At 70.9% G+C, this 26,373-nt stretch carries 23 protein-coding genes and 1 pseudogene; 19 read left to right on the plus strand and 5 right to left on the minus strand.

The features are described 5' to 3' along the window. Positions 1 to 51: 51 nt before the first annotated feature. Positions 52 to 1,257 (minus strand): annotated as a pseudogene (locus tag ABT061_RS21500) (RNA-guided endonuclease InsQ/TnpB family protein). 120 nt (positions 1,258 to 1,377) lie between these two features. Here ABT061_RS21500 and ABT061_RS21505 point away from each other — a divergent pair. Together ABT061_RS21505 and ABT061_RS21510 are read left to right on the plus strand one after the other, a co-directional pair. Beyond that, a complete protein-coding gene (locus ABT061_RS21505; protein ID WP_350920448.1) occupies positions 1,378 to 1,644 on the plus strand; it encodes a hypothetical protein in 267 nt (88 codons plus the stop codon). Between the two features lie 101 nt (positions 1,645 to 1,745). Beyond that, positions 1,746 to 2,687 carry an ion transporter gene (locus ABT061_RS21510; RefSeq protein ID WP_350920451.1) on the plus strand — a complete coding sequence of 314 codons (942 nt, stop codon included), beginning with the start codon at positions 1,746 to 1,748 and terminating at the stop codon, positions 2,685 to 2,687. An 11-nt stretch (positions 2,688 to 2,698) separates the two neighbouring features. Here the strand turns inward: ABT061_RS21510 and rpsD are convergent, their stop codons facing one another. Next, on the minus strand, positions 2,699 to 3,313 hold the full coding sequence (gene rpsD / locus ABT061_RS21515; RefSeq protein ID WP_350920454.1) for a 30S ribosomal protein S4: 615 nt from the start codon (positions 3,311 to 3,313) through the stop codon (positions 2,699 to 2,701). Between the two features lie 88 nt (positions 3,314 to 3,401). Here rpsD and ABT061_RS21520 point away from each other — a divergent pair, with 88 nt between their 5' ends. Continuing rightward, positions 3,402 to 4,127 (plus strand): DUF2470 domain-containing protein, encoded by a 726-nt coding sequence (locus ABT061_RS21520; protein ID WP_350920457.1) that lies wholly within the window; start codon positions 3,402 to 3,404, stop codon positions 4,125 to 4,127. A gap of 221 nt (positions 4,128 to 4,348) precedes the next feature. On the opposite strand, the gene ABT061_RS21525 is transcribed toward ABT061_RS21520, so the two are convergent. After that, positions 4,349 to 4,927 (minus strand): ClpP family protease, encoded by a 579-nt coding sequence (locus ABT061_RS21525; RefSeq protein WP_350920459.1) that lies wholly within the window; start codon positions 4,925 to 4,927, stop codon positions 4,349 to 4,351. 482 nt (positions 4,928 to 5,409) lie between these two features. On the opposite strand from ABT061_RS21525, the gene ABT061_RS21530 reads away from it, so the two are divergent. Then, on the plus strand, positions 5,410 to 5,604 hold the full coding sequence (locus ABT061_RS21530) for a CsbD family protein (RefSeq protein ID WP_350920462.1): 195 nt from the start codon (positions 5,410 to 5,412) through the stop codon (positions 5,602 to 5,604). 85 nt (positions 5,605 to 5,689) lie between these two features. Here the strand turns inward: ABT061_RS21530 and ABT061_RS21535 are convergent, their stop codons facing one another. Next, positions 5,690 to 5,965, minus strand: coding sequence for a hypothetical protein (locus ABT061_RS21535; RefSeq protein ID WP_350920464.1), 276 nt, complete (start codon positions 5,963 to 5,965; stop codon positions 5,690 to 5,692). Here ABT061_RS21535 and ABT061_RS21540 point away from each other — a divergent pair. From ABT061_RS21540 to egtD, 10 genes are all read left to right on the plus strand, one after another. After that, positions 5,964 to 6,140, plus strand: a complete 177-nt coding sequence (locus tag ABT061_RS21540) for a hypothetical protein (protein ID WP_350920467.1) — start codon at positions 5,964 to 5,966, stop codon at positions 6,138 to 6,140. The two genes, ABT061_RS21535 and ABT061_RS21540, sit on opposite strands and share 2 nt — an antisense overlap. A gap of 313 nt (positions 6,141 to 6,453) precedes the next feature. Next, a complete protein-coding gene (locus ABT061_RS21545) occupies positions 6,454 to 8,013 on the plus strand; it encodes a S1 family peptidase (RefSeq protein WP_350920470.1) in 1,560 nt (519 codons plus the stop codon). A gap of 249 nt (positions 8,014 to 8,262) precedes the next feature. Beyond that, a complete protein-coding gene (locus tag ABT061_RS21550; RefSeq protein ID WP_350920472.1) occupies positions 8,263 to 9,480 on the plus strand; it encodes an ABC transporter substrate-binding protein in 1,218 nt (405 codons plus the stop codon). A gap of 18 nt (positions 9,481 to 9,498) precedes the next feature. Further along, complete coding sequence (locus ABT061_RS21555) at positions 9,499 to 10,464, plus strand: carbohydrate ABC transporter permease (protein ID WP_350920475.1); 966 nt, start codon at positions 9,499 to 9,501, stop codon at positions 10,462 to 10,464. Next, on the plus strand, positions 10,461 to 11,309 hold the full coding sequence (locus tag ABT061_RS21560) for a carbohydrate ABC transporter permease (protein ID WP_030909114.1): 849 nt from the start codon (positions 10,461 to 10,463) through the stop codon (positions 11,307 to 11,309). The genes ABT061_RS21555 and ABT061_RS21560 overlap by 4 nt, the downstream gene beginning before the upstream one ends. 156 nt (positions 11,310 to 11,465) lie before the next feature. Then, a complete protein-coding gene (locus ABT061_RS21565) occupies positions 11,466 to 13,259 on the plus strand; it encodes a DUF2264 domain-containing protein (RefSeq protein ID WP_350920478.1) in 1,794 nt (597 codons plus the stop codon). 286 nt (positions 13,260 to 13,545) lie between these two features. After that, positions 13,546 to 14,805 (plus strand): ergothioneine biosynthesis glutamate--cysteine ligase EgtA, encoded by a 1,260-nt coding sequence (gene egtA, locus ABT061_RS21570; RefSeq protein WP_350920481.1) that lies wholly within the window; start codon positions 13,546 to 13,548, stop codon positions 14,803 to 14,805. A gap of 70 nt (positions 14,806 to 14,875) precedes the next feature. Then, on the plus strand, positions 14,876 to 16,237 hold the full coding sequence (gene egtB, locus ABT061_RS21575; protein ID WP_350920484.1) for an ergothioneine biosynthesis protein EgtB: 1,362 nt from the start codon (positions 14,876 to 14,878) through the stop codon (positions 16,235 to 16,237). Continuing rightward, positions 16,237 to 16,953, plus strand: a complete 717-nt coding sequence (gene egtC / locus ABT061_RS21580; protein WP_350920487.1) for an ergothioneine biosynthesis protein EgtC — start codon at positions 16,237 to 16,239, stop codon at positions 16,951 to 16,953. Before egtB ends, egtC begins: the two co-directional genes overlap by 1 nt. 119 nt (positions 16,954 to 17,072) lie before the next feature. Next, positions 17,073 to 18,053: an L-histidine N(alpha)-methyltransferase gene (gene egtD / locus ABT061_RS21585; RefSeq protein ID WP_350920490.1), complete on the plus strand. Its 981-nt coding sequence runs from the start codon at positions 17,073 to 17,075 to the stop codon at positions 18,051 to 18,053. Positions 18,054 to 18,115: 62 nt separating this feature from the next. Here the strand turns inward: egtD and ABT061_RS21590 are convergent, their stop codons facing one another. Next, positions 18,116 to 19,318: an ROK family transcriptional regulator gene (locus tag ABT061_RS21590; RefSeq protein ID WP_350920493.1), complete on the minus strand. Its 1,203-nt coding sequence runs from the start codon at positions 19,316 to 19,318 to the stop codon at positions 18,116 to 18,118. A 146-nt stretch (positions 19,319 to 19,464) separates the two neighbouring features. Here ABT061_RS21590 and zwf point away from each other — a divergent pair, with 146 nt between their 5' ends. The 5 genes from zwf (at position 19,465) to ABT061_RS21615 (ending at position 25,972) form a co-directional block, all read left to right on the plus strand. Further along, positions 19,465 to 20,940, plus strand: coding sequence for a glucose-6-phosphate dehydrogenase (gene zwf / locus ABT061_RS21595; RefSeq protein ID WP_350920496.1), 1,476 nt, complete (start codon positions 19,465 to 19,467; stop codon positions 20,938 to 20,940). A 50-nt stretch (positions 20,941 to 20,990) separates the two neighbouring features. After that, entirely contained in the window at positions 20,991 to 22,859 is a 1,869-nt protein-coding gene (edd, locus tag ABT061_RS21600; protein WP_350920499.1) for a phosphogluconate dehydratase, read from the plus strand. Positions 22,860 to 22,902: 43 nt separating this feature from the next. Beyond that, positions 22,903 to 23,859: a glucokinase gene (gene glk / locus ABT061_RS21605; protein ID WP_350920502.1), complete on the plus strand. Its 957-nt coding sequence runs from the start codon at positions 22,903 to 22,905 to the stop codon at positions 23,857 to 23,859. Further along, positions 23,856 to 24,473, plus strand: a complete 618-nt coding sequence (eda, locus tag ABT061_RS21610; protein ID WP_350920505.1) for a bifunctional 4-hydroxy-2-oxoglutarate aldolase/2-dehydro-3-deoxy-phosphogluconate aldolase — start codon at positions 23,856 to 23,858, stop codon at positions 24,471 to 24,473. The genes glk and eda overlap by 4 nt, the downstream gene beginning before the upstream one ends. 245 nt (positions 24,474 to 24,718) lie before the next feature. Continuing rightward, positions 24,719 to 25,972 (plus strand): TIGR03118 family protein, encoded by a 1,254-nt coding sequence (locus tag ABT061_RS21615; RefSeq protein WP_350920508.1) that lies wholly within the window; start codon positions 24,719 to 24,721, stop codon positions 25,970 to 25,972. Positions 25,973 to 26,373 lie beyond the last annotated feature (401 nt).

The following is a 26,373-nucleotide window of genomic DNA, read 5'->3' on the forward strand; positions in this document are numbered from 1 at the left end:
GAGTTGACTTCCTCCCCACGGCTGAAGCCGGGGGATTCCAACCCTCACGGGTCAGGTTTCCTGCTTCACCGGGCCGTGCCCTCGCCGCTTTCGCAGGTCGGGTCTTACCAGCCCTCCACAGGCGTTTCACCTCTCCGCCAGCCCGGCGGCGAGGATGTTCTTCGCGGCGTTGACGTCCCGGTCATGGGCAGCGCCGCAGGCGCACTCCCACGTCCGGACGTTCAACGGCATGGACCGCTGAATGGCGCCGCAGGCGGAACAGAGCTTCGAGGAGGGAAACCACCGGTCCACGACCAGCAACTCCCGCCCGTACCACTGCGCCTTGTACTCCAGCATGATGCGCAGTTCCCGCCAGGAGGCGTCGGAGATGGCGCGGGCCAGGCTCCGGTTTTTCACCATGTTGCGCACGGTGAGGTCCTCGATCGCGACCGTTTGGTTCTCGCGGACGATCGAGGTGGTGAGCTTGTGCAGGAAGTCGCGGCGGCGGTCGGCGATGCGGGCATACACCCGGGCGACCGTGAGTTTCGCCTTCCGCCGGTTGGCCGAACCTTTCTCCTTGCGGGCCAGCGCCCGCTGGGCGCGGGCCAGTTTGCGCCGGTCGGCGCGCTCATGACGTGGGTTGACGACCTTGCCGTCCGCGTCGGTCACCCCCAGGATCGGACGGGAAAGCGTGACCAGCGCGGTGATTCCCGCGTCGATGCCGACCGCCTCGCCGGTCGGGTTCAGGGGGCGGATCGTGTCCTGGCACAGGATGGAGACGAACCAGCGCCCGGCCGCGTCCTTGCTCACCGTCACCGTGGACGGCTCCGCGCCCTGGGGAAGGGGGCGCGACCACACGATGTTCAGCGGGCCGTTCATCTTCGCCAAGGTGAGCCGGCCGCCCTGGTAGGTGAACGCCGAGCGGGTGTACTCGGCCGAGGTCCGGGACTTCTTGCGGGACTTGAACGTCGGGTACCTGGCGCGCTTGGCGAAGAAGTTCGTGAACGCCGCCTGAAGGTGGCGCAGCGCCTGCTGGAGCGGCACCGAGGACACCTCGTTCAAGAACGCCAGCTCGTCGGTGCGCTTCCACTCGGTAAGCGCCGCCGACGACTCCACATAGGAGACGCGGCGCCCTTCGAGGGTGTAGGCGCGACTCCGCTCTTCCAGCGCCTTGTTGTACACCAGGCGGGCGCAGCCGAAGGTCCGGGCAAGCTCTTCGGCCTGCTCGGGGGTCGGGTGGAAGCGGTATTTGTAGGCCCGCTTCACGGTCTGCGCCATGCCTCACATCCTGCACGCCCGGTTAGAGCTCGCGCAGGTGTTCGACTCCCCAACCTGTGGCCCCAGGCCACGTTTCCTCCCCACGCCTGAAGGCGGGATCTCCACGCTGAAAGGATTCAGATGAACGAGGCGCGCGAGCAGGCCCTGGCCAGAACGCTCGCCGACGAGGCCGACGCCGACCCCGACGACCTCACCCCCGCGTTCGCCGCCGCCCAGATCTGCGCGGTGCTGCGCGGGCTGATGGTCCACGCCGTCCAGCGCATGCTCGCGGGCGAGACCCTCGACGCCATCGCCCCCGACCTGCGACGGCAGGCCGAGCGCGCCTTCGAACTCCTGGAGTCGGGCATCGGCGGCTACTGCGTCAGGTCACCGAGCGCCCCGCACTGACCTGGCCCGACTCCCCTGGCGGAACCGAACCGCCGTCAACGCGTTACGATCTTGGCTTGTCCTCGGACATCCGACCCATCCGACCCCCTCAGGAGCCACCCGTGCCGACGCGCGAGCGTCTCCGCGCCGTGCTGGAAACGTCCCGTTTCCAGCACTTCATCACCGCCGTCATCGTGATCAACGCGGCCACACTCGGGCTGGAGACCTCGGCCGAGGCCGTCAAACGGTACGGCACGGTGCTCACCGTGATCGACCATCTGGCGCTCTACATCTTCGTCGCCGAACTGGCCGTCAAGCTCTACGCCCAGGGCTGGCGGTTCTTCCGCAACCCGTGGAACCTGTTCGACGCCGCGATCGTGACGGCCTCGTTGCTGCCCACCGCGGGTGGGCTCTCGGTGCTGCGGGCGCTGCGGATCCTGCGGGCGCTACGGCTGATCTCCGTGGTGCCGAGCCTGCGCAAGGTGGTGACCGCACTGCTCACCGCGGTGCCGGGGATGACCTCGATCGTGCTGCTGCTGGGACTTGTGCTCTACGTCGCGGCGGTGATGGGCACGAAGCTCTATCACGGCACCGCTCCTGAGTACTTCGGCGACCTGCCCACCTCGCTGTTCACCCTGTTCCAGATGATGACCGGGGACGCCTGGTCCGACATCACCCGCGAGGTGATGGACGAGCACCCGGAGGCGTGGGTGTTCTTCGTGGCGTTCATGCTGGTGTGCACGTTCGTGGTGCTGAACCTGTTCATCGCGGTGGTGGTCAGCGCGATGGAGGAGGAACACGCCGAGGAGTCCGTGCAGGCGACCGCGGAGCTGGGGAGAACGGTGCTCGCCGAGTTGGCCTCGCTCCGGGCCGAGGTGCGGGAACTGCGGGACCGGGTCCCCGCGACGCGCGGCAGCGGTCCGGGTACGGCCGCGAACGGCGGGCCGGGGAACAACGGCGCGAGAAACAACGGCGCGGGGAGCAACGGTACGGGGAACAACGGCGCGGGAGGCAACGGCGCGAAAAAGCCCGCCACCCGGAAGGCGGCGGGCCGGCGCCGCTGACAGGCGTCAGGTCAGCGCGAGTAGAACTCCACCACGAGCTGTTCGTCCACCGGGACCACGACCTGCTCGCGCAGCGGGCGGCTCAGCAGGGTGAAGCGGAGCTCGGCGTGGTCGACGCCGAGATAGGCGGCGACCCTCTCGTCCGCGTACACGCCCTCGGAGGCGGCGACGAAGGGTTGCATCCGGCGTGACTTCTCGCGCACCGCGACGACCTGGCCCGGCCTGACCAGGTAGCTGGGAATGTCGACCTTGCGGCCGTCCACGGTGATGTGACCGTGGGCGACGTACTGGCGGGCCGCGTAGATGGACGGGGCGAGGCCGGAACGTAGCACCAGGGAGGCCAGGCGCGTCTCCAGCAGCACCACCAGTTCGGCGCCTGCACGGCCACCGCCGCGCAGCGCCAGGTCCCAGTAGCGACGCATCTGGCGCTCGGAGACGTCGTAGTACCAGCGCAGCTTCTGCTTCTCCATCAATCGCAGCCCGTAGTCACCGGTCTGCCGCCGGTTGGTCTTGCGACCGTGCTCACCCGGCGGATAGGGGCGCTCCTCGAAGTATCGGACGGCCTTGCGGGTCAGCGGCACGCCCGCCCGGCGGGACAGGCGCACCTTCGGTCCGGTGTAGCGCACGCTCGCTCCTCTATGGTTAGGTTTACCTTAGTTAGGCAAGGCTAATCTTATACAGCAGTTTCTCCCCGACCTCAAGGAGAGCCGGTCCATGCAGCCAGTCACCGCTCCGCCGATCCCCGAGCGGGTCCGCACCCTCGCCGCCGGCGCCGCTCCCACCCACGTGTCCATCGCCGGAGGCACCAGCCCCGCGATGCCCGCCAGAGGTGGTGTGGACGACGCCGGCCGGCCGGTACTGCTCGTCCTGCCGGGCGATCCGCTCTATGGCGCCCGGGACGAGCCCGTGGTGACGGTGGACCTGACGTCGAACCGCTCGCTGGGGGAGCACGAGCTCTCGCGCGGCCTGCTCAAGGTGCAGGGATGGGCGCAGGCCGTGCCGGCGGCCGAGGTGCGGCGGACCGCTGTGGCGATCGCCGAGCGCTGCCCCGACGAGGCGCTGTTCGAGGTGCTGGAGGGGACGGACGGCCCCAGGCTGCTACGGGTCGACGTCGGCAGGGTGATCTATCTGACCGGCCCCGAGTCGGGTGTGCTGGACGCCGAGGAGTACCTCGGCGCCACCCCCGACCCGCTGATGGGCGAGGCCGAGCGCATGCTCCACCACGTCAACGGCGCCCATCGCAGGCAACTGGAAGCCGCCCTGGGCTCCCTGCTCGCCGAGCCGGTGCCGGGAGCCTGGCTCTGGGAACTCGACCGCTTCGGGGCGACGGTCCGCTGCGGCGTCGAGGACCCGACCCTGATCCGGCTCCCCTGGCCCTCGCCCATGACCGACGCCGAGTCTCTCGAGCACGCCGTACGCTGCCTGCTCTGCCACCGCTGACGGAGCGGCCGAGTGCGTCCGGGCAGCGGCTGGAAAAGCCCGGCCGAACGGCCGGGGAAGAGCGAAGGAAGTGCCGGAGAACGACCGACGTCGCTTTACCCCGTGGCTCCGTTTCCGGTAGCGGCCGGAAATGGAGCCACGCCATTCCAGGCGAAACGCTGAGAGCAGGGTCGCTCTCCGCGAAAACCATCCCGAGCGAAAATCGCCTCGGGAACGGAATATCAGTTCTCGGACACCACCTCGCTGGTGTTCCTGATGACCTGGTCGACGAAACCGTAGTCCCTGGCCTCGGTGGCGGTGAACCAGCGGTCGCGGTCCCAGTCCTCCTCGATCCGCTCCAGTGGCTGGCCGGTGTGGAAGGCGATCCGCTCGCGCATCATCTGCTTGGTGTAGAGCATCTGCTCGGCCTGGATGGCGATGTCGGCGGCCGTGCCGCCCAGGCCTCCCGAGGGCTGGTGCATGATCACTCTGGCGTGCGGCAGGACGTAACGCTTGCCGGGCGCACCCGAACAGAGCAGGAACTGCCCCATCGACCCGGCGATGCCCATGGCCACGGTGGCGACGTCGTTGGGGATGTACTGCATCACGTCGTAGATGGCCATGCCCGCCGACACCGAACCGCCAGGTGAGTTGATGTAGAGCCAGATGTCGCGCTGTTCGTCGTCGGCGGAGAGCAGGAGCAGCTCCCCGCAGATCCGGTTGGCGACCTCGTCGTTCACCTCGCTGCCGAGCACGACGATCCGCTTGCGCAGCAGCCGCTGGTACAACTGGTCTTCGGGGACGATCCGGGGACCACTCATGTTCTCCACCTACTCCGAACCCGAGGTTTGCGAATAACGAATACCCGTGACCTTAGCCCCGCCCGGAAGCATGATTTCCGTTCGTTCGCTGTGAGCGCTTTCCGCTGAAAGCGGAGAGCCGGTCATTTCGTTTTCACGCCGGAGACGGCGGTTTCACTCGTGAGGCATGGGTGTTTCACCCTCGTCGCGCGACGCCCGAAGGCGGAAGCGACCTCCTGGTCCAGGGGTACGGCGGCGGGGGCGATCCCGCCACACGTGATGCCCACCACACCGTCTCCGCCCCTTCCGTCAGCCCCGTGCCACGGCGTCCTGCGGGTACGCCCTGGGCCGGATTCCGATGGCCCGCCCGTGCCACAGGGGCGTTGCCACCGGCCGATCGGCGCCGAGTCCGGCCCGGTCCGGGACCGGGCATGTTTACTCCCTGCCGCAGCGGAGAAGGGGACTACGTGGATCAAACTCCACAAAACGGGAGGAACTACACCATGGGTGCCGACGACAAGCTTTCCAACAAGGCGCAAGAGGCCAAGGGCAAGATCAAGGAAGGCGTGGGCCGCGCCACCGGCGACGAGCGCCTTGCGGCCAGGGGCAAGGACGACCAGGCCAGAAGCCGCCTCAAGCAGGCCGGAGAGAAGGCGAAGGACAGCGCGAAGAAGGTCAAGGACGCCTTCAAGAGCTGACTCACGACCACCCCGTGGCGGGGGTCCCGGCCTTCCGGGACCCCCGCCGCCGTGTCCGGCCCCGCCTCGAAGGGACGAACGGGCCTCAGGAGGCGGGGCCGACCTCCGGCTCGGGAAACCCGGACCTGTCCCTGCCCTGCTCGGCCTGGCTCGCCCCCTTTGAACCTTCCTCTCCCGGAGTGCGGTGCACGTCGTCCGGGTCCGCCAGGAGCGGCCGCTCGGGGAAGGTGGTGTCCGCCCCCGACCGCTCCGCCACGATCCGGGTCTCGCCGTCGGCGCCTCGTGGACCGGCGGGAGGCAGGGTCTGTTCCGAGACGCCTCGCTCCACCGTGTTCTCGTTCACCTCAGGGTTGTCGGTCATGCCAAGCCTCTCCCCCGGCGGGGTCCGAATATGTCGCCGGACAGGACATCAGGCCGGTATCACCTGGCTCACCGTCGTGCCGGCCGTACTGGCCGTGATGGCGATCGTGGACATCGCCCTCGCGGTGCGCCGCCGGTCACGCACCGCCCCGAACACGACGACGGAAGCGGGCTGAGCCGCCGCGCACGATCCGGCCCCACCCGCTCCCGGTCCGCGAGGCCGTCCTGACCCCATGTGCGGTGGTGGCATCGGCCGCGTCCCGGTGACGGCGGACGGCCGTCACCTCGGCGCGGCCGGCGATCAACCGGGCCACGAGCGGAACACGGCGGCGGACCTCGGCCGAAATCGCCCTCCGCGTGGCGCGCGGCGTTGAGGCCTTGACCGGCAACGGCTGGATTAGCATGGCGTCGCCCACATCGCATGATCAACCTGCGATACGTGGCATTCTCCCCCCTCACGCCCGGAAAGCCGAGGTCGAGGAGAGACCCATGTCCCGCAGACACACCATCACCACGGGATGCGTCCTAGTGATCACCACGCTCACTCTGGCGCCCGCCCCGGCCATCGCCCAGGGCCGGGCCGCGAACGCCCCCGCCGCCCCGGGCGCCTGGAAACCACCTGCGGGCATGATCGAGGCACTCCAGCGCGACCTGCACCTCACCAAGGAGCAGGCCCAGACCCGCCTGGTCAACGAGGCCCGCCTGGCGACGGTCGAGGCGGGCCTGCGCGGGAAGCTCGGCGAGCGCTTCGCCGGTTCCTGGTTCGTCGGAACCGTCGCGCAGCGACTCGTGGTCGCCACCACCTCCGAGGCCGACATCCCCCAGATCGTCGCCACAGGCGCCCGAGCGGAGATCGTCACCCGCTCCCTGTCGGACCTGACCGCCATCAAGAACCAGGTGGACAGCACTCCGGCCGCCCACAAGGACGCCGGAGCCGTGCGCTACATCGACGTGCGGACCAACAAGGTGGTCGTCCTCTCCAAGGATGTCGCGGTAGCCTCGAACGCCCTGGAGGCCTCCGGCGCGGACCCGGTCGCGGTGAGGGTGGAACCCTCCAACGAGACTCCCAAACTCCTCGACGACCTCGTGGGCGGCAACGCCTACTACATCGGCACCACGGAACGCTGCTCGATCGGCTTCCCGGTGACCCGCGGGACCCAGAACGGTTTCGTCAGCGCCGGTCACTGCGGCAAGAAGGGCGACACCACGAGCGGCTCCAACTGGAGCGCCCAAGGTGTCTTCCAGGGGTCGGTCTTTCCTGACAGCGACTACTCCTGGGTCTCGGTGAACGCCAACTGGACCCCCAAGCCCGCGGTCAACAACGGCGCCGGCGGCACCGTGCCCGTCGCCGGCTCCAGGCCGGCCATCGAGGGCGCCTCGGTCTGCCGGTCCGGCTCCACCACCGGCTGGCACTGCGGCACCATCCAGCAACGCGACACCAGCGTCACCTACCCCCAGGGCACCGTCTACCAGTTGGCCCGCACCAGTGTCTGTGCCGAGCCGGGCGACTCGGGCGGCTCGTTCATCTCGGTGGACCAGGCCCAGGGGGTCACCTCCGGCGGCTCCGGCGACTGCACCGCCGGAGGCGTCACCTACTTCCAGCCGGTCGCCGAGATCCTCACCGCCTACGGCCTGAACCTGACGACCGTGGGCGCGGGCACCCCACCGACCACCCCCCCTCCTGGCACCACCCCTCCCGGCACCACCCCGCCGAGCACCACCCCTCCGGGCGCATCCCTCTGCAGCGGTTACCCGAAGACGGTCACCGGCCGGCTGAACAACGGCCAGTCCGCCTACCAGCCGAACAACCTGTACTACCAGACGGTGACCCCCGGCCAGCAGTCCGCCTGCCTGGACAGCGCCGACAACGTCGACTTCGACCTCTTCCTCCAGAAGTGGAGCGGCACGAGCTGGGTCACCGTCGCCACCTCCGACAGCCCCGGACCCGACGAGCGGACCAACTACACCGGCACGCGCGGCTACTACCGCTACCTCGTGACCTCCGCGAGCGGCTCCGGCTCCTACACCCTGAGGTACAAGACGTCGTGACGTCCTTCCCGGCGTGAACCCGCCGTACCGTCTTCGCAGCACCTCAGGGGCTCACGCGTAGCGGGCGGCCCGGCCGTGGACGCCCCGTCGCGACGGGGCGTCCACCCGGCGCCCCGCTCCCTGGGAACCACACCTCACGAATGACCCACACCTCCCTCTCCTCCGTGTTACCAAAGCGTTTCTCAAGGGGACTGAACTTTTTTCACACCTTACATTATCCTCCGTTGCACCCCCCAACAGGAGGAAGAAATGATCAGGAGAGTCACAGGGGCCGCGGCGGGTATGGCACTGCTGGCCGGACTTGTCGCATGCGGCGGCGACAACGGGGCGGCCTCGGAGGCCACCACACTGACCTACTGGATGTTCCAGGACCGCACCCCGCAGGCGGGGGAGGTCGTCGAGAAGCTGCGCACCGACTTCGAGAAGGCCAACAAGGTCACCGTCAAGATCGTCAAGATCCCCAAGGACGACTACAACACCAAGCTGGGCAGCGCCGTCGCCGCCGGCACCGTCCCCGACGTCGGCATCCTGGACCAGCCGCTGGTGGCCAGGTACGCACTCGACGGCACCATCAGGGAGATGCCCGCCGGCACCGTCGACGAGAAGACGTACTACGCGGGCGCCCTGAACACCAACAAGGTGAACGACAAGATCTACGGCCTGCCGCTGGACCACACCGCGGTGGCGCTCTTCTACAACAAGAAGCTGGTGCCGACGCCGCCCAAGACCTGGGACGAGCTCAAGCAGACGGCCGCGAAGGTCCACCAGGACGATCCGAAGATCGCGGGCATGGTGGTGCCCAAGGGCGACGGCTACGGCGGCTGGATGTGGCCGGGCTTCCTCGCGGGCGCCGGCGGCTCCCTCGTCGACGAGAAGGACAAGAAGATCCTGTTCGACCAGCAGCCCGGTGTCGACGCGCTCCAGCTCTGGGTGGATCTGCTGCCGTCCTCCCCCAGGACGATCACCGACTCGGACAAGGCCTTCGAGAACGGTCTGGCCGGCATGATGATCTCCGGCCCGTGGGACGTGGCCAACATCAAGGAGCAGTTCCCCGACCTGGAGTTCGGCACCGCCCCGCTGCCGTACAAGACCGAGCCCGCCGGCAACATCGGCGGCGAGAACGCGGTGGTCTTCAGCAAGGGCAAGAACCCCGAGCTGGCGTGGAAGTGGCTCACCTTCCTGAGCAACGCCGACAACAACACCGCGCTGGCTCAGGCGCTGGGTGGCTTCCCGACCAATGTGGCGGCGGCGGAGAGGGACGCGGCCACCTTCGGGCCCGACCAGGCGGCCTTCCTCGAGCAGCTCAAGGTCGCCCATGCCAGGCCGGCCCTGCCGGAGTGGATCCAGATCAACGACGAGATCATCGCCCCCGCGATCGAGTCCGCGCTGAGCGGCAAGGTCACCTCCCAGCAGGCGCTGACCGAGGCGGCGACCAAGACCCGCGCGCTGCTCGGCTGGAACGGCTAACGCGAAAGCGAGGCAAACGTGGCATCTCCGGTGCTGGCTGACAAGCCCGCCGTGACGCCCCTCCCCGGGCGGCGCCGCCGCCCGGGTTTCGGGCGGCGCGACCACGTCATCGGGTGGCTCCTGATCGCCCCCGCGGTGATTTATTTCGTGATCTTCCTGCTCTACCCCGCGCTGGCCGCGCTGTACTACAGCTTCACCGACTGGAACCTGCGGTCGGCGCCCAACTGGGTGGGACTGGCCAACTACTCCGACCTGCTCTTCGACGACGTGCGGTATCCGCACTTCTGGAAGTCGATCCGGGTCACCTTGCAGTACACGCTGATCGCCGTACCGCTGACCCTGGTCACCGCGCTCGCCCAGGCGCTGCTGATCAACACGATCCGCCGCGGTTCCAACCTCTTCCGGCTGCTGCTGTTCCTGCCGGTCGTGACCGCCGAGGCCGCGGTGGGCGCCATCTGGCGCTGGCTGTACGACCCGCAGTACGGGCTGGTCAACAGCTTTCTCGGCCTGTTCGGCATCCCCGGGCAGAACTGGCTCAACACCCCCGAACTGGTCATCCCGGCCCTGTCGTTCATCGCCGCCTGGCAGTGCGGCATCTCAATGATCATCTACCTCGCGGGGCTCAAGGGCATCCCCGACTCGATCCGCGAGGCCGCGATCATCGACGGTGCGGGCCCCGTCCAGCGGTTCCGGAGGATCGTCGTGCCGATGTTGCGTCCCACCACCTTCTACCTGCTGGTCACCGGTGTGATCGCGGCGCTGCAGGTCTTCGGCCTGGTGTATGTGATCTTCTCGGGCGGCGGCGGCAGGAGCGTCACCGGCGGCCCCGAGCAGTCGGGCCTGACCTACGTCCTGCACCTGTACCTGTTCGCGTTCCGCTACGACGCGATGGGCGCGGCCTGCGCGATGTCGTTCATCCTGTTCCTCTTCATCATGATCATCACTGCCCTGCAGTTCAAGTTCGTCAAGCAGGAGGCGTCGTGAGGACGGCCGGGAAAGCACGGCTCGCGCCCGTCTACATCGCCCTGGTGCTGCTGGCGGCCATATCGGTGATCCCGTTCCTGTGGATGCTGGCGACCTCTTTCAAACACGGCTCGGACGTCTACACCAAGGTGCCCAGCCTGCTTCCGCTGGATCGCAAGACCGGTGAGTGGTCGCCCACGCTGGAGAACTACGAGCACGTCCTGCAGGTCGGCGGGCTGGGCCAGGCGTTCCTCAACAGCGTCTGGGTCTGCCTGATACTGGTTCCGGGCAAGCTCCTGGTGGACGCGCTGGCCGCCTACGCCTTCGCCAGGATCCCCTTTCCCGGCAGGGACAAGCTGTTCGTCGTGCTGCTCGCGGGCATGATGGTCCCCACGATCACGCTGCTGGTGCCACGCATCCACGTCACCCAGGCGCTCGGCATGTTCGACTCCGGATGGGGCCTGATCCTGCCCAACGTCGCCTCGGTCCTGGACATCTTCCTGCTGCGCCAGTTCTTCATGTCGCTGCCCGGCGAGCTGGAGGAGGCGGCGCGCATCGACGGCGCGGGACGGATGCAGATCTTCTGGCGCATCATCATCCCGCTGTCGAAGCCGGTGCTCGCGGTCGTGACGATCACCAGCTTCATCTTCCACTGGAACGACCTGGTCTGGCCCCTGGTGGTGCTCAACGACCCCGAGCTCTACACGCTGCCGCTGGCCCTGCAGCAGCTGGCCAGCAGCGAGTCCGGACGGGCGTACTACATCATGGCGGGCGCCGCCCTGGCGGTCATCCCGGTCATCGTGGTCCTGCTGATCTTCCAGCGCCGCATCATGCAGGGGATCGCGTTCACCGGGCTCAAGAGCTGACCGCGCTCTCGGCGCGGGCCCGGCCCGGACGGCAGGGCCTCCGGCGGCCACGGTCACCGATCACCAGAGGGGGGTTCCGCGACAGTGGAACGATCAGCCACGTCATCGGCGGCGCCGGGGGCGGGCGGGAGCGGGACACCGCGTGACCGTGAGGACATGCGCCGGCTCGTGACCGAACTCGTCCTGCCACTGGTCCCCCACCTCAGTCCGGGTCGGGCACGGCTTCGGCTCGGGAGCAACACGGCCCACTACGGCGACGCGGCCGCCGAACTGGAGGCGTTCGCCCGCCCGCTGTGGGGGCTGGCGCCGCTGGCGGCCGGAGGGGGATCCTTCGAGCACTGGGAGCTCTGGCGCCGAGGGCTCGCCACCGGGACGGATCCCGGGCACGAGGAGTTCTGGGGGGCGGTGACCGACGTCGACCAACGGCTGGTGGAGACCGCCGCGATCGGCCTGGCGCTGGCCCTCGCGCCCGAGGCCGTGTGGGACCCGCTGAGCGGCCGGGAACGCGACGACCTCGCGGCCTGGCTGCTCCACTCGATGAACGCCGAGGCCGTCGACAACAACTGGCAGTTCTTCCCCGTCATGGTGGGGCTCGGCCTGGACCGCGTCGGGGTGCGCTTCGACCCCGGGCCCAACCTCGCCCGTCTGGAGCGGCTGGAGTCCTTCGCGCTGGGCGGCGGCTGGTACAGCGACGGCCCCACCGCCCAGCGCGACTACTACGTCCCCTTCGCGATGCACTACTACGGCCTGGTCTACGCCGCCCTGGCCGCCGACCGCGATCCCGGCCGCGCCGGGCGCCTGCGTGAGCGGGCGGCGGCCTTCGCGCTGGACTTCCAGCACTGGTTCACCTCCGGCGGAGCCGCCGTGCCCTTCGGCCGGAGTCTGACCTACCGCTTCGCGCAGGGAGCCTTCTGGGGCGCCCTCGCCTTCGCCGGAGTCGAGGCCCTGCCGTGGGGGGAGGTGAAGGGGCACCTGATGCGGCATCTGCGCTGGTGGCTTGGACGGCCGATCCGCGACTCCGGCGGCCTGCTCACCCTGGGATACGGCTACGCCCAGCCCGCTCTCGCCGAGCAGTACAACGCCCCCGGCTCCCCGTACTGGGCGCTGAAGGCGTTCCTGCCGCTGGCACTCGCCGCCGGGCATCCCTTCTGGACGGCCGACGAGGAGGCGGCGCGGGAACTCGCCGCGACCAGCGTCCAGCCGGAGGCGGGGGTCGCGCTGATGCGGTGCGAGCGGGGACGGCAGGTCGTCATGCTGAGCGCGGGGCAGCACCACACGTGGGTGCGGCACGGCGCGGCGAAGTACGCCAAGTTCGCCTACTCGACGTCCTTCGGGTTCAGCGTGCCGGGCGGCTCGTGGGGGCTGGAGCAGGGCGCCTTCGACAGCACCCTGGCACTGAGCGACGACGGGACGCACTGGCGGCCCTGCGAGGTGCCCGAGGGCTTCTCCTCAGCCGGCGACCTGCTCCACGCCCGCTGGACACCATGGCCGGACGTGGAGGTCGACACCTGGCTGCTCCCGCGTCCTCCGTGGCACGTACGGGTACACCGCCTGCGGTCGGGGCGCGGGCTGCTGTCGGCCGAGGGGGCGTTCGCCGTCGACCGAGACCCCGCCGCGCACCGCACCGCCGAGGGCCCCGGCCACGCCCGCCTCGACTCCCCCGCCGGGCTGTGCGTGATCGAGGACCTTCGCGGGACCCGGAGCGGGGAGCTGATCCTCCCCCTGCCGGGCACCAACGTCATCGTCCCGCGCACGGTCATCCCCACACTGCGCGGCGAGCACGAGCCGGGCGAGCACTGGCTGGCCTGCGCGGTCCTCGGCCTCTCCGGCCTGTGGGCTTCCGGCCCCGCCCCCTCCGGCGCCGGATCGGCCACGGGCTGGCCCGAGCCGCCCGGCCCGGAGGAGGTCTCGGCGCTTCTCCCCGGTGGCCACCCGTTCGGGGACCGCTGACGACACCGCGCGGCACAGCGATACAGCGGCGCGGCCAGCGGCACGGCCCGGTCACGGACGCCGCGGCGGGTGACCAGTCAGATCGACAAATGTGTCGAAATCGCCCATAACGGGAACTTTCCCCCTAGGCACCTAACCGCTTCCCCGAGCGTCTCACCGGACATGGCACCGCGACGCCCGGGAGCCGGAACAGAGCGCCACGCCGTCATTACTTACCGACACCGCCCACCCCCTGAACATCGTACAAGTCTGTAGATCAGCAGATAAATGTTGAAAGGGGACGGGGATGACTGGTCTGGCGACCGAGAACACGCTGATCCGGAACGCCTCGGACGTGGAGGCCTTCGCCCGGCAGTGCTTTCTCGCCTCCCCCGGCGAGCAACTGGGAGTCGAGCTGGAGTTCCTGGTCTTCGACCGCACGGCTCCCGCCCGCCAGGTTCCGTGGACCAGGATCGCCGAAGTCCTGCCGCCGCTACCCGGCGGGAGTGTGGTGACCTTCGAGCCGGGCGGCCAGCTGGAGCTCTCCGGGCCACCGGGCTCGCTGCCCGACGCGATCACCCGCCTCGCCGCCGATGTGGCCGCCGCGCGCGGAGCGCTGCGGGACGCCGGCCTGGTGCCGGTCGGGGTGGGACTCGACCCGCTGCGGCCGGCGTGGCGGCAGCTGCGCCTGCCCCGGTACGAGGCGATGGCGGAGTTTCTCGGCATGCCGTACGGGGCGCTGATGATGTGCTCGACGGCCTCGATCCAGGTCAACCTGGACCTGGGCACCAGACCCGCGACCCGATGGGAACGCGCCCACCTGCTGGGTCCCGTCCTGGTGGCGGCCTTCGCCAACTCGCCGCTCAGCGGGAGCCGGCCGTGCGGGTGGATGTCGGGCCGCCAGGCGGTGTGGGATCGGCTCGACCGCACTCGCACGGCCGCTGTCCCCGCCGGCGGTGACCCCGCCGCCGACTGGGCCGAGTATCTGCTCGACGCCCGCCTCATGGCCGTGCGCGAGGCCCCGGAGAACCCGGAGAACCCGGAGAGTCCCGGGGACGCGCGGTACCGCCCGGTCCGTGACGGCTCGACCTTCCGCGACCGGCTGACCGCGTCCGCGCAGCCGCCGACCCTGGCGGACCTGACCTACCACGCCACGACGCTCTTCCCGCCCGTACGGCCACGCGGCTGGCTGGAGATCCGCTACCTCGACGCCCAGCACCCGGCGAGCTGGCCGGTGTGCGCGGCGGTGACCCACGCCCTGGTGACGGACGACCGCGCGGCCGACGCGGCGCTGGCCGCGGCCGAGCCGTGCGCGGGGATGTGGCTGCGGGCGGCACGCCGCGGCCTGGCCGACCCCCTGCTGCGAAGGGCCGCCGACGCCTGTTTCCGCGCCGCCCTCGCGGCGCTGCCGAGGCTGGGAGCGGCACCGGCCCTGGTCTGCGAGGTCGCCGCGTTCGCCAACCGCCACGTGAGCCCCGGCCGCTCCCCGGCCGCCGACCTGCTGCACCTGGCCGGCGGGCCGGAACGGCGCCTGCCCGACTGGCTGGCCCAGGAAGGACGGATCTGACGCCCTCGTCAAGGCCGGCTCGGGACCCGCCCGGGACCGGGGAGCGGAATCTCCAGCACGGAGGTATCTGATGAGCGACCTCAAGGAACGGATCGCCGCCGGGCTGACCGCCGCGCGGAGCCGGTCCACCGCCTACACCGACGCCGAGGACGACCTGCTGGTCAGGCAGCACTCGCCGCTGATGTCGCCGCTGGTGTGGGACCTGGCGCACGTCGGCAACTACGAGGAGCTGTGGGTGCTGCGGCAGGCCGGCGGGATCACCCCGCTCCGCCCGGAGATCGACGACCTGTACGACGCGTTCCGGCATCCGCGCGCGAACCGCACGGCCCTGCCCATCCTGGGACCGATGGAGGCGCGCCGCTACATCGAGGGCGTGCGCGGCCGGGTGCTGGACGTCCTGGACGCGATCGACCCGCACGGTCCCGACCCCCTGCACCGGGACGGTTTCGTCTTCGGCCTGGTGATCCAGCACGAGCACCAGCACGACGAGACGATGCTCGCCACCCTGCAGCTGTCCGGTGCACCCGGCCTGGTCCGCGACGGCGAACTGCCACCCGGCCGGCCCTCGGGTGCCGACGAGGTGTTCGTTCCCGCGGGTCCCTTCACGATGGGCACCGACACCCTGTCGTGGGCCTACGACAACGAGCGCCCGGCCCACCGGCTCGACCTGCCCGGCTACTGGATCGACAGGCTACCCGTCGGCAACCGCGCCTACACGGACTTCATCGCCGACGGCGGCTACGACGACCCCCGCTGGTGGTCTCCGCAGGGCCGGCTCTGGCTGCAGCGGAGCCGCGCCTTCGCCCCGCTGTTCTGGATCGCCGATGGCGGCACCTGGTGGCGCACCCGCTTTGGCCGGACCGAGCCCGTCCCCATGGACGAGCCCGTCCAGCACGTGTGCTGGTACGAGGCCGACGCCTACGCCCGGTGGGCCGGCAGGCGGCTGCCCACCGAGGCCGAGTGGGAGAAGGCCTGCGGCTGGGACCCCGAGGCCGGGCGGGCACGGAGATATCCGTGGGGGGACGACGATCCCGGGCCCGCCACGGCGAACCTCGGGCACAGGGCGGCACGGCCCGCACCGCTCGGCGCCTTCCCCGCGGGGGCGGGCGCCTACGGCACCGAGCAGATGATCGGGGACGTGTGGGAGTGGACCGGTTCGTGGTTCCTGCCCCATCCCGGCTTCCGCAGCTTCCCCTACCCCGAGTACAGCGAGGTGTTCTTCGACTCTCGACACCGGGTGCTGCGCGGCGGATCATGGGCGTCCGACCCGGCCGTGGCCCGCACCACGTTCAGGAACTGGGACCGTCCTGCCCGCAGGCAGATCTTCTCCGGCTTCCGGTGTGCCCGCTCGGCCTTCCCCGAGGGCTCACCAGGGGAATCCCCGGGCCACTCCCCGGAGCATTTCTCCGGGCGCTCATCGGGGCGGCGGTGATGTGCCGCCACGCGGCCTGGCTGGGCGCTCCCCGTCCGCTGTCCTCGCTGATCCACGAGCCCGGCCACGGTCTGCTCCGGCAGTCCCATGCCCCGCGCCTGCAGCGCTACGGCACCGTCAACGCCGACGGCTTCGGCATGGGCTGGTACGACGCCTCCCGCGCCGAACCGGTCCGCTACCGCCGTACGGTCCCCATCTGGGCGGACGCCAACCTGACGGACCTCGCACGGGTCGCCCGCTCCGGCTGCCTGCTGGCCGCCGTACGGTCGGCCACCGCCGGGATGCCGATCGAGGAGAGCGCGACCGCGCCCTTCGCCGACGGGCCGTGGCTGCTCAGCCACAACGGCCGCGTGGCGCGGGAGGCGGTCAGGGAACTCGCCGAGGACGCGGAGAGCTCCTGCGACTCGGCGTGGCTCGCCGCCGCGGTGTTCACCCGGCGGCGCGCGGGCGACCCGCTCGGCGAGGCCCTGATGGAGGTCGTCACCCACGCCGGGGTGAAGGATCCCGACGCCCGGCTGAACCTGCTCGCCTGCGACGGCCGGTCGATCGCCGCGACCGCCTGGGGCGACACTCTCTTCCTCCATCTCGGGGACCACCCGCGCGACGGCGTGCTCGTGGCGAGCGAACCGCTGGACGACCGGCCCGGCTGGCAGGCCGTACCGGATCGGACCCTGGTCCTCGCCTCCGCGGACGGCGTGCGCGTCCAGCCACTGTGACCAGGCGCGACAGCACCGCGACAGCACCGCGATGGAGAGGAGCCGGACCACAGGAAAACACAGCACCCCGGTCACGGACCGGCGAGCGGGACCCGTGACCCACAGCCCCAGGAGGCCCCGTGTCAGTCAGCCAGTCAGCCGTACACCTGGTGGACCATCTCGGCCGCGACCACCTTCACCAGGCACTCGAACACGACGTCCGCACCGGGCTGACGTCGACGCCCAAGTGGCTGCCGCCCAAGTGGTTCTACGACGAGGCCGGCAGCGAGCTGTTCTCCCGGATCACCCGGTTGCCCGAGTACTACCCCACCCGCCGCGAGCTGGCCATCCTGCGCCGGCACGCCCTCGACATCGCCACGCGCTCCGGCGCCGACACCCTGGTCGAGCTCGGCTCGGGGACCAGCGAGAAGACCGTGCTGCTGCTCGACGCCCTCTCCGCGACGGGGACGCTGCGCGTCTACACCCCGGTGGACGTCGACGGGGCGACCCTGGGCGACGCCGCGCGGTGGCTCGCCTGGCGCTACCGCGGCCTGACCGTCCGCGCGATCTGCGCCGACTTCGAGGCGCACCTGGCGCTGCTGCCCCGTACCGGACGGCGGTTGGTGGCCTTCCTCGGCGGCACCGTCGGCAACCTCGCCCCGGCGGCACGCGAGGTCTTCCTGAAGGAGCTGCGCGCCACGCTACGCCCCGGCGACACCTTCCTGCTCGGCGCGGACCTGGTCAAGGACACCGACCGGCTGGTCGCGGCCTACGACGACGTGAGCGGGGTGACCGCCGCCTTCAACCGGAACGTCCTGCACGTGATCAACAGGGAGCTGGGCGCCGACTTCGACCCGGACGCCTTCGAGCACGTCGCGCTGTACGACGCGCGGCACGAGTGGATCGAGATGCGGCTGCGCGCGAGCCGCGCCATGCGCGTGCGGATTCCCGATCTCGGCCTGCGGGTCTCCTTCGTGGCCGGGGAGGAGATGCGCACCGAGATCAGCGCCAAGTTCCGCCCTGAGGGCCTGCGGCAAGAGCTGGTCACCGCCGGATTCGGGATGATCGGCCATTACACCGACCCGACCGGCGACTTCAGCCTCGTCCTGGCCGGCACCTGATCGCCGATGGCCTGACCGCCAGGCGGCGAAGCCGGCGGGGCGGTTCGTCAGGCCGAGGGCTGTCAGGCCAGGGAGCGGACGGGGCGGACCGCCTGCCAGACCGCGGAGTCGACGGCCTCGGGGGAGAGGATGTGATCCAGGACCATGTGGGCGCAGCCGATGATCCCGGCGCCCGGGCCGAGACGGCTGCGCTCGATGCGCAGGTTACGGGTCGCCAGGGCCGTCGAGCGGCGGTGGATCACCTCGCGAACCCCTGAGACCATCGGCTGGAAGGTCTCCGCCACGTCGCCGCCGAGCACGACCACCGCGGGGTTGAGCAGGTTGACCGCGCTGGCGACGACCTCGCCGAGCATCCGGGCGGCGTTGCGGACCACGGTCATGGTCTCCGCGTCGCCGGCCCGGACCAGGCTCACCACGTCGGCCATGGTCTTGACCTCGTGCCCCCGGGCACGGAGCTCGCGCAGGATCGCGGTGCCGCTGGCGACCGAGTCGACGCAGTCGATGTTGCCGCAGCGGCAGAGCACTCCCCCGCCGTCGCGGACCGGGATGTGCCCGATCTCCCCGGCGGCGCCCAGCGCCCCCCGCAGGATCTCGCCGCCGGCGATGACGCCGGAGCCGATCCGGGTGGAGACCTTGATGAACAGCAGGTCGTCGGCCTCACCCGCGTAGATCGCGCGGTGCTCGCCGATGGCGATGACGTTCACGTCGTTGTCGAGGAGGACGGGAACGGGGAAGCGCTCGGCGATGATCGGCGGGATGGCCACCCCCGTCCAGCTGGCCATGATCCGGGCACTCTCGGTGCGCCCGGCCGCGAACTCGACGGTGGCCGGGACACCCAGGCCGACGCCGCGGACCAGGGAGGCCGGGCGGTCGCCGAGCAGTTCACTCCAGGTCTGCATGACCAGCGGGAGGACGACGTCAGGGCCCTCCTCCACGTCCACGGACAGTCCGGCGCGGGCCACCACCTCGCCCGCCAGGTCACAGACGGCGACCTGCGCGCGGCTCGCGCCCAGCGAGCCGACCAGGACGAGGCCACCCGAGGCGTTCAGGACCAGGCGGGTGGGCGGACGGCCTCCGGTGGAGGGGCCCTCACTGTCCTCCACGACGAGGCCCTGCTCCAGCAGCTCGGTGACGCGCAGGGACACGGCCGGCCTGGACAGGCCGGTGACGCGCCCTATGTCGGCGCGTGTGACCGCCTCACCGGAGCGGATGAGGCGTAGCACCTCACCGCTGGTGGCCAGCGCGGCAGCGGGACGTCGAGGCATCGGCTAAGTGAACCACACCTGCTTAGGAAATGAAAACGTCGTACTTTCTCATCTAAAATGACAAAACTCGGCTTGTGTAGAGCGCAAGATATGGCTACTGTCCGATCTATCCCTAATTTCGGTAGATCATCACGGAGCGCTCCCCCATGCCCGAGACCCCGCAACCCGCCGACCTCATCGTCTTCGGTGGCACAGGCGACCTCTCCATGCGGAAACTCCTCCCGGCGCTCTACCACTCCGACCGCGACGGCCTCCTCGCCCCCGCGACCCGCGTCATCGCGATGTCCCGCGGCGGGCTCGACGACGCCGACTTCCGCGGCAAGGTGGACGCGGAGGTGCGCGGCTCGGTGCCGGTGGACGACCCGGGCACCTGGCAGCGCTTCCTCAGCCGCCTGCACCACGTCAGCATCGACATCGGCGGCCAGGACCCGACCGGGTGGGCGAGGCTCACCGGGCTGCTCGCCGGGTACGAGCACCGCGCCCGGGTCTTCTACCTGGCCAGCCCGCCCATGACGTTCGGCCCGTTCTGCCGGGAGGCACACCGCGCGGGTCTGGTCACCCCCGCCTCACGAGTGGTGCTGGAGAAACCCCTCGGGCGCGACCTGACCAGCGCGCTGCGCATCAACGACGAGGTCGGCGCCATCTTCGACGAGCGGCAGGTCTACCGCATCGACCACTACCTGGGTAAGGAGACGGTCCAGAACCTCCTCGTGCTCCGGTTCGCCAACGCGTTCCTGGAGCCGATCTGGAACTCCCTCTGGATCGACCACGTCCAGATCACCGTCGCCGAGACCGTGGGCACCCCTGGCCGGCGCGGCTACTACGACCACGCGGGCGCGCTCCGCGACATGGTGCAGAACCACCTGCTCCAACTGCTCTGCCTGGTCGCGATGGAGCCCCCCTCGCGCAACGACCGCGAGTCGATCCGCGACGAGAAGGTCAAGGTCCTCCAGTCGCTGCGGGCCGTCACCGGCGGCGAGGTCGACCGTTTCACCGTACGCGGCCAGTACACGGCGGGCGAGTCCGGCGGCGCCCGGGTCCCCGGCTACCTCGACGAGCCCGACCGCACCGCCCCCACCGAGGCCTCCCGGCGGGTGGAGACCTTCGCCGCGATCCGCGCCGAGGTGAAGAACTGGCGCTGGGCGGGGGTGCCGTTCTACCTGCGCACCGGCAAGCGGATGCCGTACCGCTGCTCGGAGATCGTCGTGCAGTTCAAGGACGTGCCCCACTCGATCTTCCCGGGCAGCACGCCCAACCGGCTGGTGCTGCGGCTGCAGCCGAGCGAGGGCATCCAGCTGAACATCATGGCCAAGGAGCCCGGCGCGGGCGAGGTGGCGCTCAAGCCGGTCCCGCTCGGCCTCAGCTTCGCCGAGACCTTCACCGGCCGGGTGCCCGACGCCTACGAGCGACTCCTCATGGACGTCCTGGCGGGCAACCCGACCCTGTTCATGCGGCGCGACGAGGTCGAGGCCGCCTGGCGGTGGATCGATCCGATCATCAGCGAGTGGGAGTCGCGGGGCACGGCCCCCGAGCCGTACCCGGCGGGCAGCGCGGGCCCCACCTCGGCCCACGAACTCGTCGGCCGCAGCGGCCGCACCTGGCACGGGGAGGGACTGGCTTGAGCGGCCGGGAACAGCACACAGACCGAACCGACCGTGACGCAGGAGGCCGGATGCATCCCGTGATCCAAGAAGTGACGGACCGCCTGGTCGGGCGGAGCCGCCCCAGCCGTACCGCGTACCTGGCCCGGCTGCGCTCCGAGGCCGAGGCGGCCCGCCGGCGCGGTCCCGCCAGGGCGAGCCTGGGCTGCGCCAACCTGGCCCACGGCTTCGCCGGCGTGGCAGAAGGCGACAAGCGCGATCTGCGGGCAGGCGTCAAGCCCGGTGTGGCGATCGTGTCAAGCTACAACGACATGCTCTCGGCGCACCAGCCCTACGAGACCTACCCGGCGATCCTCAAGGCGGCCGTCCGGAAGGCCGGTGGCGTCGCGCAGTTCGCCGGCGGCGTGCCCGCGATGTGCGACGGCATCACCCAGGGCCGGGCGGGCATGGAGCTGTCGCTCTACAGCCGCGAGGTCATCGCGATGGCCACCGCTATCGCGCTCTCGCACGACATGTTCGACGCCTCCCTCATGCTCGGCGTCTGCGACAAGATCGTTCCCGGCCTGCTGATCGGGGCGCTGCACTTCGGCCACCTGCCCGCGGTGTTCGTCCCCGCCGGGCCGATGACCTCCGGCCTGCCCAACAAGGTCAAGGCCCGCACCCGGCAGCTGTTCGCCGAGGGCAAGGTCGGCAGGGACGAGCTGCTCGACGCCGAGGCGAAGTCCTACCACTCCCCCGGCACCTGCACCTTCTACGGCACCGCCAACTCCAACCAGGTCATGATCGAGGTCATGGGCCTGCACCTGCCGGGCTCGACCTTCGTCAACCCGCGCACCGAGCTGCGCGAGGCCCTGACGAAGGCGGCGGGCAGGCGGGCGGTGGAGCTGACCGCGCACGGCGACGAGTACACCCCGGTGGGCGAGGTCGTCGACGAGAAGGCGATAGTCAACGCCTGCGTGGCGCTGCTGGCGACCGGCGGCTCGACCAACCACACGATGCACATCGTCGCCATCGCCGCGGCGGCGGGCATCGAACTCCTCTGGGACGACCTGGCCGCGCTGTCGAAGGTCGTACCGCTGCTGACCCGCATGTACCCCAACGGCCAGGCGGACGTGAACCACTTCCAGGCCGCGGGCGGCATGCAGGTGCTCATCGGCGACCTGCTGGACGCCGGGCTGCTCCACGGCGACGTGCTGACCGTCGCCGGGCGCGGCCTGGACCACTACCGCTCGGCCGTCGAGCTCAAGGACGGCGAGCTGGTCTGGGAGGAGCGCACCGAGGGCAGCACCGACCTGGACGTGCTGCGCCCGGTCTCCGACGCGTTCTCCGCCGATGGCGGCATCCACATGCTCAACGGCAATCTGGGGCGCGCGGTCAGCAAGGTCTCCGCGGTCAAGGACGAGCACCTGGTCATCGAGGCCCCCGCCAAGGTCTTCGACGACCAGCTGGAGCTGCTGCGCGCCTTCGACGCGGGCGAGCTCGACGGGCAGGACTTCGTCGCGGTCATCCGATACCAGGGACCGAGCGCGAACGGCATGCCCGAGCTGCACAAGCTCACTCCGCCGATGGCGGTGCTGCTCGACCGGGGACAGCGGGTGGCGATCGTCACCGACGGCCGTATGTCCGGCGCGTCGGGCAAGGTCCCCGCCGCCATCCACCTGTCGCCGGAGGCCGCCGACGGCGGCCCCATCGCGCTGGTGCTGGACGGCGACCCGATCCGCCTCGACGCCGCCGCCGGCACCCTGGAGCTGCTGCTCCCCGCCGACGAGCTGGCCGCCCGGTCCCCGCATGGCGCGCCGCTCACCGACGCCCAGTGGGTGGGCACCGGCCGCGAGCTGTTCGGCGCCTTCCGCCGCGCGGCGGGCCCGGCCGAGCGCGGCGCGGGCATCTTCCCCCTGAACGGCCACGCCGAGGCCGTGGCGAACGGCGGCCGGGCATGACCGCGCACACCGTCTCTCCCGTACGGCCCGCGAAGGAGATCATGTGAGCCTTCCCTGGCTCGTCGCGGACGTCGGCGGCACCAACGCCCGGTTCGGACTGGTCACCGAGGCCGGTGGTCAGCCCGATACAGTGGCCGTGCTCGCGGGCGCGGAACACGATGGCCTTCCCGAAGCCGTAGCCGCTTATCTCGCAGACCATGCGGGCGGAGTTCGGCCGGGAGCCGCGTGCATCGCGATCGCAGGACCCGTGGACGGTGACCGCTACCGGCTCACCAACGCCGGGTGGACGGGGTCGGTGAGCGAGCTGGGCATCCCGAACGCCTGGCTGCTCAACGACTTCGAGGCCCTGGCCGCGTCCCTGCCGTACCTGCGGGGCGAGGACCTGGTCTGTCTGGGCGGCCCGGAGCCCTCGCGCGGCGTCAAGGCCGTGCTCGGGCCCGGAACCGGCCTCGGCGTGGGCGGCCTGGTGCCCGCCGCCGAGGGCTGGGTGCCGATCCCCGGGGAGGGCGGCCACGTCACCATGCCGCTCCTCGACGAGCGCGACCACGAGATCGTCCGGGCGCTGCGCGCGGACGGCATGGAGCACGTGGTGGCCGAGCACCTGCTCTCCGGGCCGGGGTTGTCGCGCCTGCACCGGGGGCTCGCCCTCGTCCGCGGGGTGGACGCGCCGAGACTGTCGGCCTCCGACATCGTGGCCCGGATGGACGACTCGCTGTGCGCGCAGACCATCGAGGTCTTCTGCGCCATGCTCGGCACCTTCGCCGGCAACGTCGCCCTGACCCTCGGTGCCCGGGGCGGGGTCTACCTGGGCGGCGGCGTGCTGCCACGTATCGTGGACCGGGTCCGCTCCAGCGACTTCCGCCGCCGCTTCGAAGCCAACCCCACCCTGAACGACTACCTTTCCGGCATCGCCACCACGCTGATCGTGGCCCCACAGCCCGCCCTGGTCGGCGCGGCGGCGTGGCTGAACCAGCACCTGTCCAACCTGGAGTACGTGTGAGTAGCCTGCTCGACATCGCCCCCGTCATCCCGGTGGTCGTGATCGACGACCCGGAGACCGCGGTCCCCCTGGCCCGCGCCCTGGTAGCGGGCGGCCTGCCGGCCATCGAGGTCACCCTCCGCACCGCCGCCGCCCTGGACGCCATCGCGCGCATCGCCGCCGAGGTCCCCGAGGCGGTGGTCGGCGCGGGCACCGTCCGCACCCCGGCCGACGTGGCCGCCTCGGTGGCGGCCGGTTCCGCCTTCCTGGTCAGCCCGGGAACCACCCCGAAACTTCTCGACGCCCTCGCGGCCGGCGGGGTGCCGTTCCTGCCCGGCGCGGCGACCGCGTCCGAGGTCATGGCGCTGGCCGAGCGCGGGGTGACCGAGATGAAGTTCTTCCCGGCCGAGGCCGCCGGCGGCCTGCCGTACCTGAAGGCGCTCGGCGGCCCGCTGCCGCAGATCAGGTTCTGCCCGACGGGCGGCATCAGGCTCGCGACCGCCCCCGACTACCTGGCACTGCCGAACGTGGGCTGCGTGGGCGGTACCTGGCTCACCCCCGCCGACGCGCTCGCCACCGGTGACTACGCACGGATCGAGAAGCTGGCCACCGAGGCGGCCGCCCTCCGCCGCTAGCTCGCCGCAGGACTCCGCGGGCGTGCCTGTCCTCCCTGGGCTCGCCCGCGGTCATGAGCCGGCCGTGACCCGGTGTGACGCTCGTGAGATCAGGCCCATGGCCGCCCTACCCGGCGGCCATGGGCCATCCCTTTTCCGCTCGGCCGGCTCCTGGCCGGTCCCGGCCACCGGGAAACGGGCTGAACCGGGTACGAACCCCGCGCGTATCTCGCGGCGAAAGGCACTCCCGCACAGAGGAGCCATGAATGCGAGTACGCATCGTCACGATCTGCGCCACGGTTCTGGTCGTGGGCGTCGCCGGTACGGCGTCCGCCGGAACCCGGCAGGCGCAGAACGGAGCGGAACAGGCCCGAGCCGGAACCGGTCCGGCGAAATCCTGGACCGGCCACGCGCAGGCCGGAACGCAACGCACGCAGAGCCGTTTCTCGGTCACCAACCTGGTCTCGGACGTCAGCGGACGGGCGGCGGTCACCGACCCCGCACTGATCAACCCGTGGGGACTGGCCATGGGCAAGACCCTCTGGGTCTCGGCCGCGGGCAGCGGCCTGGCCACGGTCTACTCCGGCGGCGCGGGCACCGTGAAGCAGGAGAGGACCCAGGTCCGCGTCCCCGGCGGCAGGCCCACCGGGCAGGTCGTCAACATGGGCGAGGAGTTCGTCGTCAAAGGACCCGGTGGTTCGGGACCCGCGACGTTCATCTTCGCCAGCCCCAGCGGGGCGATCACCGGCTGGAACGCCGAGGCCGACCCGGATGACGCGATCATCAGCGCGTTCGTGAAGGGCGCCGACTTCAAGGGCCTGGCCCTGGCCCAGACCAACCGGGGGCCGCTGCTGCTGGCCGCCGACTTCGCGGGCGACCGGATCCACGTCTTCGACGGCGACTTCGAACGGATCATGACCAGCCGTCGCGCGTTCCGCGACCCGGGCCTGCCTGACGACTACGCGCCGTTCAACGTGGAGGTCGTGGGCCGCTCCATCCTCGTCGCGTACGCCAAGCGCGACCCCGAGACCGGCAAGTCGGTGGCCGGGCAGGGCAAGGGGTTCATCAGCCGGTTCAACGGCTCCGGCCGGTTCGTCGGCCGCTTCGCCGCGCGGGGGGCGCTCAACGCGCCCTGGGCGATGACACCGGCCCCGAAGGGGTTCGGCGCCCACTCCGGAGCCCTGCTCGTCGGCAACTTCGGCGACGGCCGGATCAACGCCTACAACCCGCGCAACGGCCGCCCGCTCGGCCCGCTGCGCTCCGCCGACGGCAGGCCCATCACCCTGGGCGGCCTGTGGGACCTGGAACCCGGCACGGACGCCGTCGGCGGCACCGGCTCCCTGTGGTTCAGCGCCGGCAGCGACGGTGGCACCCACGGCCTGCTCGGCCTGATCCGGCCCGCGGGCGCCGCCACCCCGACGGCCTCCCCCTCCAGCGGCGCCTCCCCCGCGCCCTCGCCCTCACATTCAAGCTCCCACGGCTCCGGTTCCGGCGACCCCGGCTACGGCTACGGCTACTGACGGACGGCCGACGGGCACGAGGCCCCCGGGCCTCGCAGGCGGCGCCGGCACCCCACCGCCAAAGGTGCGGCGCCGCGCGTTTACCGGAGAGTCTCCTTCCGGTGACCGCGCCACCGCCCGGATTCCCCTACCCTTGAACGAACGAGGGGAGTACTTCCCAAGAGCCGCCCCGGTCAGTACGGACGCCCTGTGGCGTCCCCGGACGGTTGCCCGCGAGGTGCGGGTGAAGGAGACCTCGAATGACCGAGCGCATTCGAGGAGCGAGCATGCCCACCGACGGTCTCCCGCAGGTACCGCCTTCCCGGTGTTCCTCCGCTCGGGCGCAGTCCCCTCCGATGCCCGCCGAATCGGCGGCGAACCGGATTCCACCGCGGCGATGCCCCGGGACACATGATGGGGGG

Source organism: Streptosporangium sp. NPDC002544 (assembly GCF_040295965.1).
Lineage (GTDB): Bacteria > Actinomycetota > Actinomycetes > Streptosporangiales > Streptosporangiaceae > Streptosporangium.